At 69.7% G+C, this 17,481-nt stretch carries 17 protein-coding genes; 9 read left to right on the plus strand and 8 right to left on the minus strand.

Going from position 1 to position 17,481, the window contains the following annotated elements:
• Window positions 1–38: 38 nt before the first annotated feature.
• Genes tcuB through ACFOGJ_RS09540 form a run of 3 tightly spaced genes read right to left on the minus strand, consistent with a single transcriptional unit; the run spans window position 39 to window position 2,999 of the window.
• Window positions 39–1,193: a tricarballylate utilization 4Fe-4S protein TcuB gene (tcuB, locus tag ACFOGJ_RS09530; RefSeq protein WP_379899640.1), complete on the minus strand. Its 1,155-nt coding sequence runs from the start codon at window positions 1,191–1,193 to the stop codon at window positions 39–41.
• Window positions 1,177–2,568: an FAD-dependent tricarballylate dehydrogenase TcuA gene (gene tcuA, locus ACFOGJ_RS09535; RefSeq protein ID WP_379899641.1), complete on the minus strand. Its 1,392-nt coding sequence runs from the start codon at window positions 2,566–2,568 to the stop codon at window positions 1,177–1,179. The genes tcuB and tcuA overlap by 17 nt, the downstream gene beginning before the upstream one ends.
• On the minus strand, window positions 2,565–2,999 hold the full coding sequence (locus ACFOGJ_RS09540; RefSeq protein ID WP_379899642.1) for a helix-turn-helix domain-containing protein: 435 nt from the start codon (window positions 2,997–2,999) through the stop codon (window positions 2,565–2,567). Before ACFOGJ_RS09540 ends, tcuA begins: the two co-directional genes overlap by 4 nt.
• Window positions 3,000–3,135: 136 nt before the next feature.
• Here ACFOGJ_RS09540 and ACFOGJ_RS09545 point away from each other — a divergent pair, with 136 nt between their 5' ends.
• Entirely contained in the window at window positions 3,136–3,987 is an 852-nt protein-coding gene (locus tag ACFOGJ_RS09545; protein ID WP_379899643.1) for a class I SAM-dependent methyltransferase, read from the plus strand.
• 10 nt (window positions 3,988–3,997) lie between these two features.
• On the opposite strand, the gene ACFOGJ_RS09550 is transcribed toward ACFOGJ_RS09545, so the two are convergent.
• Entirely contained in the window at window positions 3,998–4,816 is an 819-nt protein-coding gene (locus tag ACFOGJ_RS09550) for an aldo/keto reductase (RefSeq protein ID WP_379899644.1), read from the minus strand.
• A gap of 110 nt (window positions 4,817–4,926) precedes the next feature.
• A complete protein-coding gene (locus tag ACFOGJ_RS09555; RefSeq protein ID WP_379899645.1) occupies window positions 4,927–5,490 on the minus strand; it encodes a hypothetical protein in 564 nt (187 codons plus the stop codon).
• Between the two features lie 115 nt (window positions 5,491–5,605).
• On the opposite strand from ACFOGJ_RS09555, the gene ACFOGJ_RS09560 reads away from it, so the two are divergent.
• On the plus strand, window positions 5,606–6,124 hold the full coding sequence (locus ACFOGJ_RS09560) for a flavin reductase family protein (RefSeq protein ID WP_379899646.1): 519 nt from the start codon (window positions 5,606–5,608) through the stop codon (window positions 6,122–6,124).
• 117 nt (window positions 6,125–6,241) lie between these two features.
• Entirely contained in the window at window positions 6,242–7,324 is a 1,083-nt protein-coding gene (locus ACFOGJ_RS09565) for an alkene reductase (RefSeq protein ID WP_379899647.1), read from the plus strand.
• Window positions 7,325–7,543: 219 nt separating this feature from the next.
• Here the strand turns inward: ACFOGJ_RS09565 and ACFOGJ_RS09570 are convergent, their stop codons facing one another.
• Together ACFOGJ_RS09570 and ACFOGJ_RS09575 are read right to left on the minus strand one after the other, a co-directional pair.
• A complete protein-coding gene (locus tag ACFOGJ_RS09570) occupies window positions 7,544–8,725 on the minus strand; it encodes a Rieske 2Fe-2S domain-containing protein (protein WP_379899648.1) in 1,182 nt (393 codons plus the stop codon).
• 23 nt (window positions 8,726–8,748) lie between these two features.
• The gene (locus ACFOGJ_RS09575) at window positions 8,749–10,398 is read right to left on the minus strand and encodes a thiamine pyrophosphate-binding protein (protein ID WP_379899649.1); all 1,650 of its coding nucleotides are present in this window, start codon (window positions 10,396–10,398) and stop codon (window positions 8,749–8,751) included.
• Window positions 10,399–10,606: 208 nt separating this feature from the next.
• Between ACFOGJ_RS09575 and ACFOGJ_RS09580 the strand changes: the two genes are divergently transcribed.
• From ACFOGJ_RS09580 to ACFOGJ_RS09605, 6 genes are all read left to right on the plus strand, one after another.
• A complete protein-coding gene (locus tag ACFOGJ_RS09580) occupies window positions 10,607–11,170 on the plus strand; it encodes a MarR family winged helix-turn-helix transcriptional regulator (RefSeq protein ID WP_379899651.1) in 564 nt (187 codons plus the stop codon).
• A gap of 1 nt (window position 11,171) precedes the next feature.
• A complete protein-coding gene (locus ACFOGJ_RS09585; RefSeq protein ID WP_379899653.1) occupies window positions 11,172–12,710 on the plus strand; it encodes an ABC transporter substrate-binding protein in 1,539 nt (512 codons plus the stop codon).
• A gap of 88 nt (window positions 12,711–12,798) precedes the next feature.
• The gene (locus tag ACFOGJ_RS09590) at window positions 12,799–13,716 is read left to right on the plus strand and encodes an ABC transporter permease (RefSeq protein ID WP_379899655.1); all 918 of its coding nucleotides are present in this window, start codon (window positions 12,799–12,801) and stop codon (window positions 13,714–13,716) included.
• A 50-nt stretch (window positions 13,717–13,766) separates the two neighbouring features.
• Entirely contained in the window at window positions 13,767–14,678 is a 912-nt protein-coding gene (locus tag ACFOGJ_RS09595; protein WP_379899657.1) for an ABC transporter permease, read from the plus strand.
• Window positions 14,675–15,682, plus strand: a complete 1,008-nt coding sequence (locus ACFOGJ_RS09600) for an ABC transporter ATP-binding protein (RefSeq protein WP_379899659.1) — start codon at window positions 14,675–14,677, stop codon at window positions 15,680–15,682. The genes ACFOGJ_RS09595 and ACFOGJ_RS09600 overlap by 4 nt, the downstream gene beginning before the upstream one ends.
• On the plus strand, window positions 15,679–16,704 hold the full coding sequence (locus ACFOGJ_RS09605) for an ABC transporter ATP-binding protein (RefSeq protein WP_379899661.1): 1,026 nt from the start codon (window positions 15,679–15,681) through the stop codon (window positions 16,702–16,704). The genes ACFOGJ_RS09600 and ACFOGJ_RS09605 overlap by 4 nt, the downstream gene beginning before the upstream one ends.
• Here ACFOGJ_RS09605 and ACFOGJ_RS09610 read toward each other — a convergent pair.
• On the minus strand, window positions 16,680–17,402 hold the full coding sequence (locus ACFOGJ_RS09610; protein WP_379899663.1) for a class I SAM-dependent methyltransferase: 723 nt from the start codon (window positions 17,400–17,402) through the stop codon (window positions 16,680–16,682). The two genes, ACFOGJ_RS09605 and ACFOGJ_RS09610, sit on opposite strands and share 25 nt — an antisense overlap.
• Window positions 17,403–17,481 lie beyond the last annotated feature (79 nt).

A 17,481-nucleotide genomic window follows, 5' to 3' on the forward strand; every position in this document is an offset into this window, starting at 1 on the left:
CGCCGTCCGCGTATACCGTGCAGGATAGCATCGTTCCCTTAATGTTCCAATTGGCCGGCCTTCCGCTCCGCGGCGTAGAGCATCAGGGCGCCGAAGCGGTACAGGCCGTGCACGAACTTGCCGTAGGGCAGGGTGAGGAACAGGGCGAAGACGAAGCCCAGATGCACCGCCAGCAACAGACCCATGGCCGGGGTCTCGCGAAACCCCATCAGCAGCAGGCCGGTCAGGCCCGTCAGGCCCAGCATCGCGATGAAGGCGGTATCCATGCCGAAACGTGCCGGGTCGGCGAGCGGCGGGGTGCGGCACAGCTTGAGGTGCAGTAGGCCCGCCGTGCCGATTGTCAGCCCGATACCGCCGGGAATGCCGAACAGCTTCGGCAGGGACAGCAGGCCGTAGGGCGCCGGCCAGCCCAGCAGGTAGTGATAGGCCGTGCCCGCGACCGTTGCCGCGAAGCAGAGCAGGAAGCCGTAGAAGGTCAGGTGGTGGAACAGCCGCCGCCGGTCGCGCGGCACCGCGCCGGTGTCGTGGCAGCCGGCCCCGCCGCCGTCCAGATAGCGCAGCCTGCCGGCATCCCGCATCGCCTGCCACAGACTGCCGCCGGAAGAGGCGGCCGGGCTGGCGGCGCCGGTGTCGCGCCGGAATGCCCGGTAGCCCATGATCAGGGCCAGCAGGGCGTAGAGGCCTGCCGCGCCGAACAGGCCGGCCATCGCGGCGTGCGGCATCAGCGCGTAGAACGCACCAGAGCTGTCGAACAGGGCGGCCGGGTCGTGCGCCAGGACGAAGCCCAGCAGGAAGGCGGCCAGGCTTGCCGCCGCGATCGCCGCGACCGCCAGGCCGTTGCGGTCGAACAGCGGCCGCAGCGCGGCCGGCCAGGCATAGCTGCGGTAGGACGCGGCGCGCACTGCCGACAGGCTGCGCGGCACGTCGACGGCGAATTCATGCGGCGGCGCGAACTGGCAGTCGTAGAGGCAGGCGCCGCAGCCGTGGCACAGATTGGCCAGGTAGTTCAGGTCGCCGGCCGCGAAGTCGCGGCGCAGCTCCATTGCCGGAAAGACGGCGCAGAGCCCCTCGCAATAGCGGCAGGCATTGCAGATCGTCATCAGGCGCGCGGCCTCGGCCAGCGCCGCCGGTGCCGGCGGGGATACCGGCGGGGATACAGGCGGGGATACCGGGGCGCTATCTGCCATGGACATGGCGGGCCGCCGCCTCTCCCGCGATCTTTCCGAAGACGCTGCCGATGGTCATGCCGATGCCGGCGGCATAGCCGCGTCCCAGCACATTGCCGGCCATGATCTCGCCGGCGGCGAAGATGTTCTCCACCGCGCCGCCGCCGGCCCGCTGCAGTCGGGCATCGGCGTCGACCTTCAGGCCCAGATAGGTGAAGGTGATCCCCGGCCGCACCGGGTAGGCGTAGAAGGGCGGCGTCTCGATCCGCCGCGCCCAGTGGCTCTTCGGCGGGGAGAGGCCTTCCGTCCGGCAATCGTCCAGCTCGGTATGGTCGAACCGTCCCGGCCGCACCGCGGCGTTGAAATCCGCCACCGTCTGCTGCAGCGCCTCGGCCGGCAGCTCCAGCTTCTGCGCCAGCTCCGTGATGCTCGCCGCCGCGATCGGCGGGTAGAGGGAGGGCATGAACATGTGCAGGCAGGGCGCGTCGAAGACGATATAGGCGATCTGGCCGGGCTGCGCCGCGACCAGCCGCCCCCAGATCGCGTAGCGCTTCGGCCAGAAATCCTCGCCCTCGTCGTGGAAGCGCCGCGCCTCGCGGTTCACCACGATGCCGAACACCACACAGTCCAGCCGGGTGATGATGCCGCCGTCGAACCTGGGCGCGCGGGCATCGATCGCGACCGCATGGCACTGGGTGGGGTCGCCGAGGGTCGCCATGCCGGCATCCATCAGCAGCCGCAGCACATCGCCGCGGTTGTAGGGCGTGCCGCGGATCAGGAAGTTGTCGGCGGCCGCGCCCCAGCCTTCCTTCAGCCAGTCGAAATTCGCCTCGAAGCCGCCGGCGGCGGCCACCATGGCTTTGGCACGGACGGTCTCCACACCGCCGATGGTGGCGGCATGGAAGCGGCCGCCGTCGATGGCGAAGGCGGTGGCCGGCGCGTCATAGCGCAGCTCCACCCCCAGCCCTTCGGCCGTGCGGTACAGCGCGTTCAGCATCGCCCGGCCGCCGCCCAGGAAGAAGGAATTGGTCCGGCCCAGGCTCAGGGTGCCGCCGAGGGACGGCTGGAAGCGCACGCCCTGTTCGGCAATCCAGCCCAGCATCGGCTTGGACTGCGCGATCATCAGGCGGGCCAGATCCTCGTTGGTCTCGCCCTCCGTCACCCGCAGCAGGTCGTCCCAGAACTCCGCTTCGGTATAGGGGCCGGTCAGGTGATCGGTCGCGCTGTCATGGGCACAGCGCATGTTCCGCGTGTGGCGGGTATTGCCGCCGCGGTAGAATTCCGGCGCGGCTTCCACCACCCGGACGGAGGCGCCGGCGCGCCGCGCGGCGATGGCGGCACAGAGCGCTGCATTGCCGCCGCCAACAACAAGGATGTCGAGCTCTTCCGCCATCGCCGTCATGCGGTCCGCCTGCCGGGGATCGTCGGCCCCGCCTGGATCGCCCCCGAGGCGGCGGCCCGCATCAACCGCCGGAAGGTGGGGCATTCCATATGGCTCGGCGCGGGACAGGCGGCGGCATGCCGCAGTCCGTCGCGCATCGCCTGGAGGCGGCGGATGGTGCCGTCCAGTTCGTCGGCCTTGGCCGCCAGCCGGTCGCGGTCGATGCGCGGCTCCCCGTCGGGGGCGAACATCAGGGCGATCTCGTCCAGGCTGAAGCCGGCGGCGCGGCCGAGCGCGATCAGGGCCAGGCGCTCCAGGACGTCGCTGTCGAACAGCCGGCGCTGGCCGCGGCGGCCGATCGAGGCGATCAGCCCCTTCTCCTCGTAGAAGCGAAGGGTGGAGGCGGGCAGCCCGGCGCGCCGGGCCACCTCCGCGATGTCGATGCCGATCATGGCTGCGGTCCGATCCGGGCTTGACCTCAAGTGGACTTGAACTGGCAGGGTGCTGGGGATCGGCCCCCCAGGCAAGTGGAGGGGCCGGACGGATCATGACGGAAAGGAAGACGGACATGCACAAGGAACGGCGAGCATGACGGCGGCAGCGGAAAGCGGCAATCCCCAGGCGGATCGCTGGAACGGCGTGGCGGGGCGCAACTGGGTCGCCGCGCAGGCCATGCTCGACGCCTTGTTCGCGCCGCTGCAGGCGCGGCTGGTCGAGGTGGCGCGGGCGGAAGCGCCGGCGCATGTGCTGGACATCGGCTGCGGTACCGGCGGCACCACGCTCGCTGTCGCGCGGGCGCTGGCCGGCAGTGGCCGCTGCACCGGCATCGACATCTCCGCGCCGATGCTGGAGGCGGCCCGTGCGGGCGCTGCGGAGGCCGGTGTCGACGCGGCTTTCGTCCTGGCGGATGCCCAGGTGCACGACTTCCCGCCCGCGCAGTACGACCTTCTGCTGTCGCGCTTCGGCGTGATGTTCTTCGCAGACCCGGTGGCCGCGTTCGGCAACCTGCGCCGCGCGGCCAGGGGCGGTGCGCGGATGCTGCTGCATGCCTGGCGGGATGCGGCGGCGAACCCCTTCATGACGGCGGCGGAGCGGGCCGCGGCGCCGCATCTGCCGGACCTGCCGCCGCGCCAGCCGGACGGGCCGGGCCAGTTCGCCTTCGGCGACGAAGGCCGGGTCCGCGGCCTTCTGGCGGACAGCGGCTGGACGAAGATCGAGATCCGCCCGCTGGACCTGCCGCTTTCGATGCCGGAGGCCCATCTGGAGTCCTACCTGAACCGCCTGGGGCCGGTCGGGGCGATGCTGCAGGACGCCGACCCGGAGCTGCGACAGAGGGTGCTCGCGGCAGTGCGGCCGGCCTTCGCGCCGTTCGTCGCGGACGGACAGGTGCGCTTCACCGCCGCCTGCTGGGAGATCGAGGCCCGCAATCCGGGGCGATGAGGCGCCGCGGTCAGTCCCAGTCGGGTGCAAAGCCCGGATTGACGCAGCGCAGGTCCTTGCGCATCGCGGCGATGGTGGCGCGGTCGTCATCGTCCAGCGGGATGCGGAAGGCGTCCAGGTTGGCCTGCTGGCTGACGGGCCGCCGGGCCTTCGGGATCGGCACCACGATGTCCTGGTCCAGCAGCCATTTCAGGGCGACCTGGGTGGGGGAGGCGCCGTGCTTCCTGCCGATCCCGGCCAGGCCGGCATCCTCGGCCAGCCGGCCCTGCGCCACCGGGCAGTAGGCGACCAGCGGGATGCCCTTCTGCCGCTGGTAGGCGAGCAGCGCCGACTGGTCCAGGCAGACATGGTATTCGACCTGGTTGCAGGCGATCGGGGCGCCGATCCCCTCCACCGCCTGCCGCAGCAATGCGACGGGGAAGTTCGCCACGCCGACGGCGCGGATGCGCCCCTCTTCCTTGAGGCGCAGCATCGCCTCCAGGGTGGCGGCCAGGTTCATGTCGGGCGCCGGCCAGTGGATCAGGTAGAGGTCGACGCTCTCCAGGCCGAGCTTCCTCTGGCTGGTGTCGAAGGCGCGGCGCAGCGCGTCGGGCTTCAGGTTCTCCACCCAGGCCTTGGTGGTGACGTGGATCTCGTCGCGCGGCACGTCTGAGGCGGCGATAGCAGCGCCGACCGCTTCCTCATTGCCGTACATCTCCGCCGTATCGAGATGCCGGTAGCCCAAAGCCAGTGCGCTCTCCACCGCTTCCCGGCAGGAATCGCCGGTCAGCCGATAAGTGCCCAGGCCCAGCTTGGGGATCGCGATGCCCCCGGCTTCCAGTCGCTCCATGCCGCTCTCCCGTCGCTACCCGAACGATGCCAGACCCTGCCGGGTAGCATGGCGGGGCGGCAGCGGCCAGGCGTTCGACGAACGCCGGCCCTCGCCAGCCGCCGCGCCGGTCAGTCCTGCATCACGCCTTCCGACGTGGTCGGCCCGGAATAGGTCAGGGTCCAGGCATTGCCGCCTGCGTGGACGAGGTTCAGGTGGTTGCAGTAGCCCGGTTCCGCGATGTCGTCCGTCGAGATGTCGGGCGCGCTTTCCGGAGAAAAGCCGCCATGTCTGACCTGGCTGGCTGTCGAGGTCAGGTTGGCCGCCACCGGACAGGCCAACTGAACCGGCGCACCGGGAATGCCCGTCGGGGAGTCGGGGAGATGGACCGGGAAGGTCGGCTTGACGATGAAGGCGATCATCGGTGGCCTGTCCGTAAATTCATCCGTGCCGAACCATCCTCCTTCAGGCTTCCCCGTGCAGGAGCCGCTGGCCGCCGTGGCGGTCAGGCTCCCGGTGGTGCAGGTCCAGCCGGCGACCTTGCCGAAGCGTACCTCCGACAGCGCGACCTCGCCCGACAGGCTGACCTGCCAGTCGAGATCGACCGCGGCGGCAGCGGGGCGGGACATGGCGGTGGGCAGGCTTGCGGCCAGCAGGGTGGCGTAGACGATGGCGGGACCTGGGATGTGACGCATCGCGATGCTCCGGTGCTCGAGCCGGACCCCCGTCCGGCATGCAGTTTCTGGCGCAATGGGCATGCAAACAGTGTGCGGGTTCGGGGGGCATGATACGAACGGACATGAGCCGCAGATGGTGAAGCGCCCGGCCAAGGCCGATTTCCCGGTGTCCAACGTGCGCCGCTACCTGGAGCCGGGACCGATCGTCCTGGTCTCCTCCCGCTGGCGGGGGCAGGACAATGTGATGACCCTGGGCTGGCACACGCTGCTGGAATTCACCCCCGCCCTGATCGGGCTGATGATCGCCGGCGGCAATCACAGCTTCGACATGGTGCGGGACAGCGGCGCCTGCATCGGCAACACCTCCGGGGCGGCGGTCGACAAGTTCGCCCGCTTCGGCCTGACGGCAGGGCAGGGGGCGGTGGTGGACGTGCCGCTGATCGAGGAATGCCATGCCTGCTTCGAATGCCGGCTGCACGACGATGCCATGGTCGACCGCTACAACCTGTTCGTCTTCGAGGTCGTGAAGGCGCATATGGCGCCGGTGCCGAGGCATCCGCGGACCCTGCACTATACCGGCGACGGCGTGTTCATGACCGCGGGCAAGGCGATCAGCCGGCGGTCGAAGTTCCGCCCGGAACTTCTGGACTGACCGGTCCGGATTCTGCCGGCTGGGACTGGTTAACGAAGCCCGGCTGCGCTATGTGGGCGTCAGGGCCGGCCGGCCCGCACCTTTTCCACCCTCCCGACGTGCCGATCCGAGGTCCCCATGCCGAACCTGTTCGATCCCGTCACCATCGGCGAACTCAGCCTGCCCAACCGGGTGATCATGGCGCCGCTGACCCGCCTGCGCGCCGGCGACAGCCACGTCCCGAACGCGCTGATGGCGGAGTATTACGCGCAGCGCGCCTCCGCCGGGCTGATCATCTCCGAGGCGGTGCCGGTGAGCCCGCAGGGGATCGGCTATCCCGGCGTGCCCGGCATCTGGTCGGACGAGCAGGTGGCGGGCTGGAAGGTTGTGACCAGCGCGGTGAAGGCGGCCGGCGGGCGGATGCTGCTGCAGCTCTGGCATGTCGGCCGGATCTCCGACCCGGTGTTCCACAATGGCGGCCTGCCGGTGGCGCCCAGCGCGATCGCGCCGCGCGGCTCCGTCAGCCTGCTGCGGCCGAAGCGCGACTATGTCGTGCCGCGCGCGCTGGAAACGGATGAGATCCCGGGCATCGTGGCGGATTTCCGCCGCGGGGCGGAGAACGCCAAGGCGGCCGGCTTCGACGGCGTGGAAATCCACGGCGCGAACGGCTACCTGCTCGACCAGTTCCTGCAGGACAGCTCGAACCACCGGACCGACCAGTACGGCGGCAGCATCGAGAACCGCGCCCGCCTGCTGCTGGAGGTGACGGACACGGTCGTCGATGTCTGGGGGCCGGGACGGGTCGGCATGCACCTGGCGCCGCGCTGCGATGCCCACGACATGGGGGATTCCGATCCCGCCGCCCTGTTCGGCCATGTCGCGACGGAGCTGGGCCGGCGCCGCATCGCCTTCCTCTGCGCGCGGGAGAAGCTGGCCGAAGACAGCCTGGGACCGCAGCTGAAGAAGATCTTCGGCGGCGCCTATATCGCCAACGAGGCGTTCGACAAGAAGGCAGCGGAGGCCGCGCTGGCCGACGGTTGGGCCGATGCCGTGGCCTTCGGCAAGGCCTTCCTGGCCAATCCCGACCTGCCCGAACGGCTGCGGATCGACGCCCCCCTCAACCCGCCGCGGCCGGAGAGCTTCTATGCCCACACGCCGGAGGGCTATACCGACTATCCGCGGCTGGAACAGGCAACCGAACTGCAGGGCGCGGCCGGGTAGGGGGTTCGGCACCGCATCCGGTCGACAGAAACCTGGCAGTCGTCCTCGGGCCCGACCCGAGGACCGATCAACGGGCTGCTGAGCGCCCCATCGGTGCAACGGCGCGGCCCTGCCACGATCCTCGGGTCAGGCCCGAGGATGACGGGGCGGGAAGGGGCGACTTAGGTCGGGCAGGCTCGAAAGTCGCCAGCATTCTGGCAACGATCGAGCCTGCCTGCCTCACTCCGCGGCGACATCCTCGATGAAATTGCCGGACGGCGAGCGGACCCATTCCTCGCCTTCCTTGAAAGCGACACCTGCCGGATCGCCGCCCTCGGCGACGATGCGGACCTGGCGGCGCATGAAGCGGCGCAGCATGGAGATGCCGCGGTCCGACAGGGCCAGATGCTCGTGGCTGTGCCAGGTGATGTCGCCCTGGCTCTTCTGCGCCTCGTAATCGCCGGGGAAAAGCTGGTGCTCCTCCGGCGCCAGTTCCTCCCACAGCTTGCCGTTCATGCGCGAGCGGATCTTCTGCAGGTCGCCCCGCGCGGCCACTCGCCCGACGGTGTAGATGCGGAAGCTGGTATCGTCCATCGGCAGAACCCAGCCGATCAGGGTGCAGGGCCCGGCCGGGTCCAGGCGCGGGCTGGGCACCACGCGCAGGGTCGGCGCCGCGGTCTCGGTGATCCGGCGTAGCCGCTTGCCGTCGCCCAGGGTCCGGTAGCTGGTCACCCGCACGCCGGTCTCGTGCTCGGAGAATTCCACCTCCGGCAGCTGGTTCATCGCATCGACGAACTGCACGCCGGAAAAGGTGCCGTGCAGCACCGGCACGTGGAACGGGTCGACGATGTTCTCGAAATGCTGGAACCAGTTGAAGTCCGCGATCACCGGTCCGCCGGAGCCGATGGAGCGGTCGTCGGCATCCAGGATCTCGCCCTCGGCCAGGTTCTCCAGCAACTCGTAGCGGGGCAGCAGCGGCTTGCGGTCCAGCGGCCCCAGATAGGCCCAGACCAGGCCGTAGCGCTCCTCGACCGGGTACCAGGGCTGCGTGACATAGCCCCGGTTCACGCCCATTTCCGGTTCGCAGGGCTGTTCCAGGCAATGGCCTTCCGTATCGAACAGCCAGCCGTGATAGCAGCAGCGGATGCCGCGATCCTCGACCTTGCCGTAGAACAGCGAGGCGCCGCGATGCGCACAGCGCGGATGCAGCAGCCCGGCGCGGCCCTGTCCGTCGCGGAACAGGATCAGCTCCTCGCCCAGCACCTTCACCGCGCGGGGCGTGGGACCGGCATCGGCCGCCAGCCCGACCGGGTGCCAGAAGCGGCGCAGATACTCGCCCATCGGCTTGCCGCGGCCGACCTCCGTCAGCTCGACGATATGGCTGGGCGGCTTCATGTCGTAGGCGGTCTGCAGGCGGCTCATCTGTCGTCCCCCGGTCCGGTCTTTCAGTCTGGTTGCTCCGCCGGCGGCGGTTCCGCGAAGGAGCCGATGCCCAGTACGGCGGGCCAGGGCGTGTCCATCTCCCCCACCGGCACCTCCACAAGCAGCGGCGCGCCTTCGGCGGCGGCGATCGCCGATGCCAGCTCCTCCGGCGCGGCGATGCGACGATGCGCGATGCCGAAGGCGGCCGCCAGCAGGGCGAAGTCCGGATTGTCGATCTCCGCCGCATAGCTCTGGCCGAAGACACGGCTCTGGATCCGGTGGACATTGCCGAAGCGGCCGTCGGCGAAGACGATCGCGACGACGGGCAGGCCGAAGCGGCGCGCGGTCACCAGTTCCTGCAGGGTATAGGCGAAGCCGCCATCGCCGGAGATCGAGACCACCAGGTGGCCCGGCGCACCGGCCGCCGCGCCCAATGCGGTGGCATAGCCGAAGCCCAGGGTGCCCTGGTAGCCCGGCGCGATCAGTTCGTCGGGGCGGCCGACCGGATAGCTGACATTGGCCAGGTAGCCGACCTGGGTCAGGTCGGAGACCAGGATCCCGTCCTCCGGGATCGCGGATCGCAGGGCCTGGATCCACTCTGTCTGCGGCCGGATGCCCGCCAGCCGCGCCTCGGTGGCGGCGCGGGTCCGGCGCACCAGGTCGGCCATGCCGTTCTCCGCCCGGCCGCCGGCGACCAGGCCGGCCAGGGCCGCCAGGGTCGCCGGGCCGTCGGCCAGCACGACCTCGTCCGCGGGACGCGGTGGCCGCAGATGGGCGCCGTCCAGGTTCACATGTGCGACCCAGGCCCCGTCGGCCATCGGCCGGGTCGTGCCCGGCGCGGAGAGGCAGCGGGTGCCGACCGACAGGACCGCGTCGGCCAGCGGCAGCAGGCTCGCCATGGCGGCCGGCGACAGGGCCAGCGGATGCGCGTCGGGCAGCGCGCCGCGGCCGCCCTCCGTCGTCACCACGGCCGCGTCCAGCGCCTCCGCCAGCCGGCGCAGCGCGGCCGGGCCGTCGCCGCGGGCAGTGCCGCGGCCGGCAAGGATCACCGGCCGCTGCGCCGCCTTCATGCGGTCGGCGATGCGCTGCAGCTGCCCGGGATCGGCCTTCAGCGCAGTGGGAGCGGGCGGAACCACGGCACCGAAGGCGGCGCCGGTGGCCGCCTGCAGCACGTCGGGCGGCACCTCCACGCAGACGGGGCGGGGAATGCCGGCCGCCATCTGGCGGAAGGCCTCGTCGATCAGGCCGGGGATCTCTTCCGGGCTGCGCGCCAGGGCATGCCATTTGGTGACGCTGTCCAGTACCGCGGACTGGCCGGGGATCTCGTGCAGGCGCCCCTGGCCCAGGCCGATCGAGGCGCTGTCGATCTGGCCGGCGATGCACAGGACAGGGCTGCAGCAGGCATAGGCGGTGGCCAGGCCGGACAGGGCGTTCAGCAGGCCGGGGCCCGGGACCATCATGCAGACGCCTGGCCGGCTGGTGGCGCGGGCATAGCCGTCCGCCATGTAGGAGGTGGCCTGTTCATGCCGGGGCACGATGAAGCGGATCCGGTCCTGCCGTTCGCGCAGGGCGTCGACGGCCCAGTCGAGTTGTACGCCGGGCACGCCGAAGACCGTGGAGACGTCATGCTCCAGCAGCCGGTCTATCAGCAGTTGCCCGCCTGTGCGCCTCATGAATCTCCCCGTATTTTCAATAGCTTGTTCTGTGCCGCTGTGCCAGCTTCCGATCCCATTAGCATGCGGGTTTTCTTATTGCAATTGCAATAACGCTTGCCTAGACTCGCCGGCCGGAGAGGGGCGGGCCTGCGGCGCCGCCCCGTCGCACAGGCGATGGCGCCACGACAGAAGCGCCGGGACACCGAAGGGAGGATGGCTCGCGGCCGTGGATTACCTGTCCGATGACCTGCGCATTGCCGACTTCCTGTCGGTGCGCATCTCCCGTCTGGCGCGGTCGGTCGACAGGATGACCCGGCGGATCCTCGCCCACGAATTCCAGATCTCGCTGATCCAGTGGCGCTGCCTGGCACTGTTGAGCGAACGCGGCCCGATGACCGGGCAGGCGATGAGCGAGATCAACGACAACGACAATTCCCAGACCAGCCGTGCCCTGCGGGGCCTGCACGAGCGCGGCTTCGTCGACTGGGAGAGCGGTTCGCAGCGCCGCGCCGCCGGAACCGCGCATGTCACGGACGAGGGACGTGCCTTCTTCCATGCGATCGAGCAGCGGATGCGGGCCCGGCATCGCTGGCTGCTCGAGGCCCTGGAACCGGAGGAATGGGCCGGCTTCTACGACCAGATCAGGCGCCTGTCCCGTCATGTCCGGTCGGGCTGGCCGGATGCGCCGCATGCCCAGGACGGCGCGGCGGAGGCCCGCAACACCGCCAAGCCGCGCAAGGAAGCCGCAGCAACAAAGCATTCCGGAAGCCGGAAGCAGGGGAGGAAATGACATGAAACGCAGACTGGCATTGCTGGCGGCCTCGGCCGCTTTCGCATTCGGGATACAGGCCGCCGCCGCGCAGCCGGCGGAGGACAAGCTGCGGCTTGCCTTCGAGTTCCCGATCTCCACGGTGGACTGGTACCAGGACGCCAAGCCCGAGATCGAGATGGTGGCGGAGGCGGTCTTCGACAGCCTGATCTCCTACAACGAAGAGACCAACGCCTACGAGCCGCTGCTGGCGAAGAGCTGGGAGCGGGTCGATCCCGTCACCCTGCGCTTCGCCCTGCGTGACGACGTGAAGTGGCATGACGGCGAGGCGTTCGATGCCGACGATGTGGTCTACACGATCAACTGGCTGATCGATCCGGAGACCAAGATCCGCTTCAAGGCGAACTGGAAGTGGATCAAGGAGGTGCGGAAGATCGACGACCATACGGTCGAGATCGTCGCGAAGCAGCCGACCCCGCACGACATGATGCGGCTGGCCTATGGCACCCAGATGCTGCCGGAGCATGTCCATGGCAAGCTGCAGGACAAGATGGCGTTCCGCGACAATGTCGTCGGCACCGGCATGTACAAGGTGGCCGGCATCGACACCAATGCCGGCATCGAGCTGGTGAAGAACCCGGACTACAACCATGGCGGTCCGGCCAAGCCGGCCAGCAATGTCGGCACCTTCCACATCAAGTCGATCCCGGATGCCGGTGCCCGGACCGCCGCCCTGCTGGCCGGCGATGTCGACCTGCTGCGCAATACCTCCTACGAGGAGGCCGTTGCCCTGTCGGCCGATCCGCGCTTCGACATGGATGTGCTGCAGAGCGTGTCCTACATGTACCTGGCACTCGACGCGCTGGGGAAAAGCGGCAACGACGCCCTGAAGGACGAACGAGTGCGGCGCGCGATCATGGAAGCCGTCGACCGCAATGCCCTGCAGCGGGCGCGCACCGGCGGCGAGCCGGAGAAGCGCTCGCCGCAGGCGCTGTGCTGGGACTTCCAGGCCGGCTGCGCCTACAGCGAACCCCTGCCGCCCTTCGACCCGGCGCATGCGAAAAAGCTGCTGGCGGAAGCCGGCTATGGCGACGGCTTCGACGTGGTGGTCCACACCTTCGGCAGCACCCGCGACTATGGCGAGATCGTCGCCGGCTTCCTGAACCAGGTCGGCATCCGCGCCAGCGTGCAGCCGATGACCTTCGCCACCTTCCGCAAGCTGCAGGCGGAGGGCCAGCTCGGTGTCTTCGTCGGCGCCTGGAATGCCGGGGTCGGTCCGGATGTCGGCACCACGATGGGGCTGTTCTTCTCCGGCGACACGAAGGACTACTACCACGACCCGAAGCTGATCGAGCTGGCGGAGAAGGCGCAGGTGACGACCGACCCCGCGGCACGGGAGGCGATCGTGCGCGAGCTCCTCGATACCGCCGTGCAGAAGAGCTACATCATCCCGCTGTCGGGCATCCCGATCCCGGTCGTCCACCGCAGCGAGATCGAGATCGCCGGCGGGCGCAACATGCCCTATGCGTTCAGTCTGGGCGACCTGAACTGGAAGCAGTGACAGCACATCCCCCGACGGCCGCCCTGCGGGGCGGCCGTCAATCTTCCTTCACACGGCATGGCGTGTCGGGCGCGGGCGGGAGAGGCTGATGTCGCGTTTCATCGCCCGTCGCCTGCTGGTGTCGCTGCTGGTCGCGATCTCGGTCTCGATCATCGGCTTCACCTTGCTGCGCCTGTCCGGCGACCTGGCCAGGGAACTGGCCGGCGACAATGCCAGCGTCGAGGATATCGCCCGCACCGCGGCGCTCTACGGCCTCGACAAGTCCCTGGTCGCGCAATACTTCGACTGGCTGGGGGGCATGTTCCGCGGCGATATGGGCCGCTCGCTGTTCACCAACGAATCCGTGGCGGAGCTGATCGGCGAACGGATCTGGGTCACGGTGATCCTGGCCATCGGGTCGCTGCTACTGGCGCTGGGTATCGGCATTCCGCTGGGGGTGGTCGCCGCCTGGCGGCCGAACTCCCTGGTCGACCGCTTCGCCCTGACCCTGGCGGTCTTCGGCCAGGCGATCCCGAACTTCTGGTTCGGCCTGATGCTGATCGTGATCTTCGGCGTGCAGCTGCAATGGCTGCCGATCTCCGGCTCGGAGACGCCGGTGCATTTCATCCTGCCGGTGGTGACACTGGGCCTCTCGGTGATGCCGCAGTTCACCCGCCTGACCCGCAGTGGCATGCTGGATGCGCTGAACGCGAACTATATCCGCGCCGCGCGCAGCAAGGGACTGCCGGTGCGACGGATCCTGTTCCGCCACGCCCTGCCGAACGCGGTGCTGCCGATCGTGTCGCTGGCGGCGGTGACCTTCGGCTTCCTGCTGGGCGGCTCGGTGATCGTGGAATCCGTCTTCGCGCTGAACGGCATCGGCTATCTGGCCTATACCTCGATCCTGCGGCAGGACTTCCCCGTGGTGCAGTCGGTCGTGGTGATGGTCTCGTTGGCCTATATCGTGCTCACCTTCCTGGCCGACCTGGTCAATGCGCGGCTCGACCCGCGCATCCGGCCGACCTGAGCGCCGGGGCCCGGTCGATGCGCGATACTCCCAGAACGGTTCCCGCCAGGATGACCGCACAGTCGGTGCCGGCCGCCAGGCCTGTGCCGGAGGAACCGGCGACCCTGACCCCGAACCAGCTGATGCGCTACCGCGCGAAGCGGCATCCCGGCCTGCTTCTCGGCGGCGGCGTGACCCTGGCCATCGTGCTGGCGGCGCTGCTGGCGCCGTGGATCGCGCCCTACGACCCGATCCAGCAGGACCTGCTGGCGAAGCTGAAGCCGCCGGTCTGGGCCGAGGGCGGCAGCTGGGCGCATGTCTTCGGTACCGACATCTACGGCCGCGACTTCTTCTCCCGCATCCTCTACGGCGCGCGGGTCTCGGTCTTCATCGGCTTCTTTGCCGCCTTCGTCTCCGCCATCGTCGGGGCCGCGATCGGCGTGGTCGGCGGCTATTTCGGCGGCCGGGTCGATGCCGTGGTGATGTACCTGGTGAACGTGAAACTGGCCCTGCCGGGCCTGATGGTGGCGCTGGCGCTGGTTTCCGTTACCGGCGGCTCGATCCTGGCGCTGGTGCTGATCCTGGCCTTCCTGTTCTGGGACCGCTACGCGATCGTCTGCCGGACGGTGACCCAGCAGCTGCGCGGGCAGGAATTCGTGCAGGCCGCGGTCGCCACCGGCGCCTCTACGCCGCGGATCCTGTGGTCGGAGATCCTGCCCAACCTGTTCAGCCATATCGTCGTCATGATGAGCATGGAGATGGCGCTTGCGATCGTGGTGGAAGCGGCGCTGAGCTTCCTCGGCCTCGGCGTGCAGCCGCCGACCCCGTCCTGGGGCCTGCTGATCGCGGAAGGGCGGCAGTTCCTGTTCTTCAAGCCCTCGCTGATCGTGATCCCGGGCATCGCCATCTTCGTCCTGGTGATCGCGATCAACCTGCTGGGCGACGGCATCCGCGACGTGACCGCGACGGAGGGCAAGGGATGAGCGCCGCGCCGCTGCTGGAGGTCGCCGACCTGAATGTCCGCCTGGCCGTCCCGCACGGCCGGCTGCATGTGGTCAACAATGTCGACCTTCAGGTCGGCCGCGGCGAGACCCTCTGCCTGGTGGGGGAGAGCGGCTGCGGCAAGTCGATGGTGGCGCTGTCCCTGATGCGGCTGTTGCCGCGGGTGGCCGGCTGGAGCGCGGGTCATCTGCGCCTGGACGGGCAGGACCTGTCGGTGCTGGACGACCGCGCCTTCGCCGCGATCCCGGGCAACCGTATCGCGATGATCTTCCAGGACCCGATGACCGCCTTCAACCCGGTCATGCCGCTGGGCGAGCAGCTTTTCGAGGGCTTCCTGCGGCACCGCCGCGGCGACCGGCGGCAGGCGCGGGAGAAGGCGCTGCACCTGCTGGACCGGCTCAACGTCCCGGCTGCGGCGCGTCGGCTGAAGCAGTATCCGCACGAGCTGTCCGGCGGCCTGCGGCAGCGGATGATGATCGCCATGGCGCTGATGTGCGACCCGGCCCTGGTGATCGCGGACGAGCCGACCACCGCGCTCGACGTCACCATCCAGGCGCTGACCCTGCGCCTGCTGGCGGAGCTGCAGCGGGAGATGGATCTTGGCCTGATCCTGGTGACCCACGACCTGGGCCTGGTCTCGCGCATGGCCGACCGGGTCGCGGTGATGTATGCCGGCCAGATCGTCGAGACGGCCGACCGCCGCAGCCTGTTCGCGGAACCGCGCCATCCCTACACAAGGGGCCTGATCGACTGCGTGCCGGTGCCCGGGCGCCACCGGGCCGGCGGCCGGCTTGGCACCATCGAGGGCTCGGTCCCGATGATGCTGGAGGGCGTTCCCGGCTGCCGCTTCGCCAATCGCTGCGCCTTCGTGCGCGGCGCCTGCCGCGCCCAGGCGCCGCCGGTGCGGCAGGCGGGGGGCCGCAGCTGGCGCTGCATCTGGGAAGGGTTGCCGGCATCGGAAGATGCGCTCCAGGGGGCGTCATGACCGGCGAGGCCGCGCCGCTGCTCGAATTGCGCCATGTCGGCAAGAGCTTCCGCCTGCGCGGCGCCCTGTTCGGCCCGGCGCGGCAGCTCCATGCGGTGCGGGACGTATCGCTGCAGATTCCGCGCGGCAGCATCACCGCCATCGTCGGCGAGTCCGGCTGCGGCAAGTCCACCCTGGCACGCATGCTGCTGGGACTGGAAACGCCCAGCAGCGGCGAAATCCTGATCGATGGGCAACCGATCGGCGCGCTGGACCGGCGTGCCTTCGCCACCCGCGTCCAGCCGGTGTTCCAGGACCCCGTCTCGTCGCTCAATCCGCGCAAGACGGTGGCGCAGATCGTGCGCTTCCCCCTCGACGCCCATGGCGTGAAGCACCCGGCATGGCGGGCGGCCCGGGTGCGCGAGGTGCTGGAGCTTGTCGACCTGCCGCAGCGGCTGATGCATTCCTATCCCAGCCAGCTGTCCGGCGGGCAGTGCCAACGGGTGGCGATCGCCCGGGCGCTGGCGATCGGGCCGGAGGCGATCATCTGCGACGAGCCGACCTCCGCCCTCGACGTGTCGGTGCAGGCCCATATCCTGAACCTGATCCTGGACCTGTGGGAGCGGACGGGGACCGCCTTCGTCCTGATCAGCCACGACATGGCGGTGGTGGAGATCATGGCCCAGCGCATCGCCGTCATGTATCTCGGCCGGGTGGTGGAGGCGGGGGAGACCGCGCAGGTTATGCGCGATCCGCTGCATCCCTATACCCGGGCGCTGCTGTCGTCGGTGATGACGCCGGAACCTGAGGCCGGCCTGCCGGAGCCGGCCTTCAGCGGCATGGCGCCGGACCCCACCGACCCGCCGCCGGGCTGCGCCTTCCATCCGCGCTGCCCGCGCGCCTTCGAACTATGTGCGGTGCTGGAGCCGGTCCTCGGTAAGCCTGCGGGGGCCGTGCCTGAGGGGAAAGGGCGGCAGCTGGCCTGCCACCTGCACCCGCCGCCCGGCCCCGAGGCTGCTCAGGCGGATCGCGGGTCGCGGTAGAGGTCCAGCAGCATCGGCTGCTCGAAGACATAATCGCCCTCGTCGCTGCGGCCCTGTTCGAACAGGGCGCGGACCTCGTCGGTCTCCACCCGGTCGCGGCTGATATTGTTGAAGGTCTGGCCGGTCACCCGGGTCACCATCGCCGCGAAATCGGCGTGCCGCGGATACTGCACGAAGCGATAACGGTCCACCCGGCCGAAGCGCGGCTGCGCCACTTCCGACAGCGCCGCCTGGGCGGCGATCCGCACCTCCGTCTCGTCATGGAACGGGCGCATCACCTGGAAATGGCTGCCGGTCATGCCGGGCTCGACGACGCAGAGGAAGCCGCCCTCTGGCTTCAGCACCCGCGCCGCCTCGGCCAGGGCAGCCGCCATCAGCGGCTTCGGCACGTGATGCAGGGAGCGGAAGAAGAACACGCCGTCCAGGCTGCCGCTCTCCGCCGGCAGCCGCTCCGCGCCCGCCTCCACGAATGTCAGGCCCGGCAGGGGCTCCGCCGCGCGGTTCTTCTCCGCCTGGATCGGGTCGGGCTCCACCGCCAGCACCGTCGCCCCCAGGGCGCAGAGCCTGCGCGACAGGGCGCCTGCACCACAGCCGATATCGGCGACCTGCAGTCCGGCAACAGGCAGGAGATCGCTGACGGCGTCGATGTCGCTGCGTTCGCCGAGGTCGGTCCGGTCCGACGTGAAGGGCCTGTTCATGGCGGCATCCTTGGGTATGGCGGGAGGCCATCCTTCTGACCGAGTGCCACGCTCCTGACAAGTCGGTTGCCGGCAGACG

The sequence above is a fragment of the Marinibaculum pumilum genome (assembly GCF_042646425.1).
In the GTDB taxonomy this organism is placed as follows: Bacteria; Pseudomonadota; Alphaproteobacteria; order Ferrovibrionales; family Ferrovibrionaceae; genus Marinibaculum; species Marinibaculum pumilum.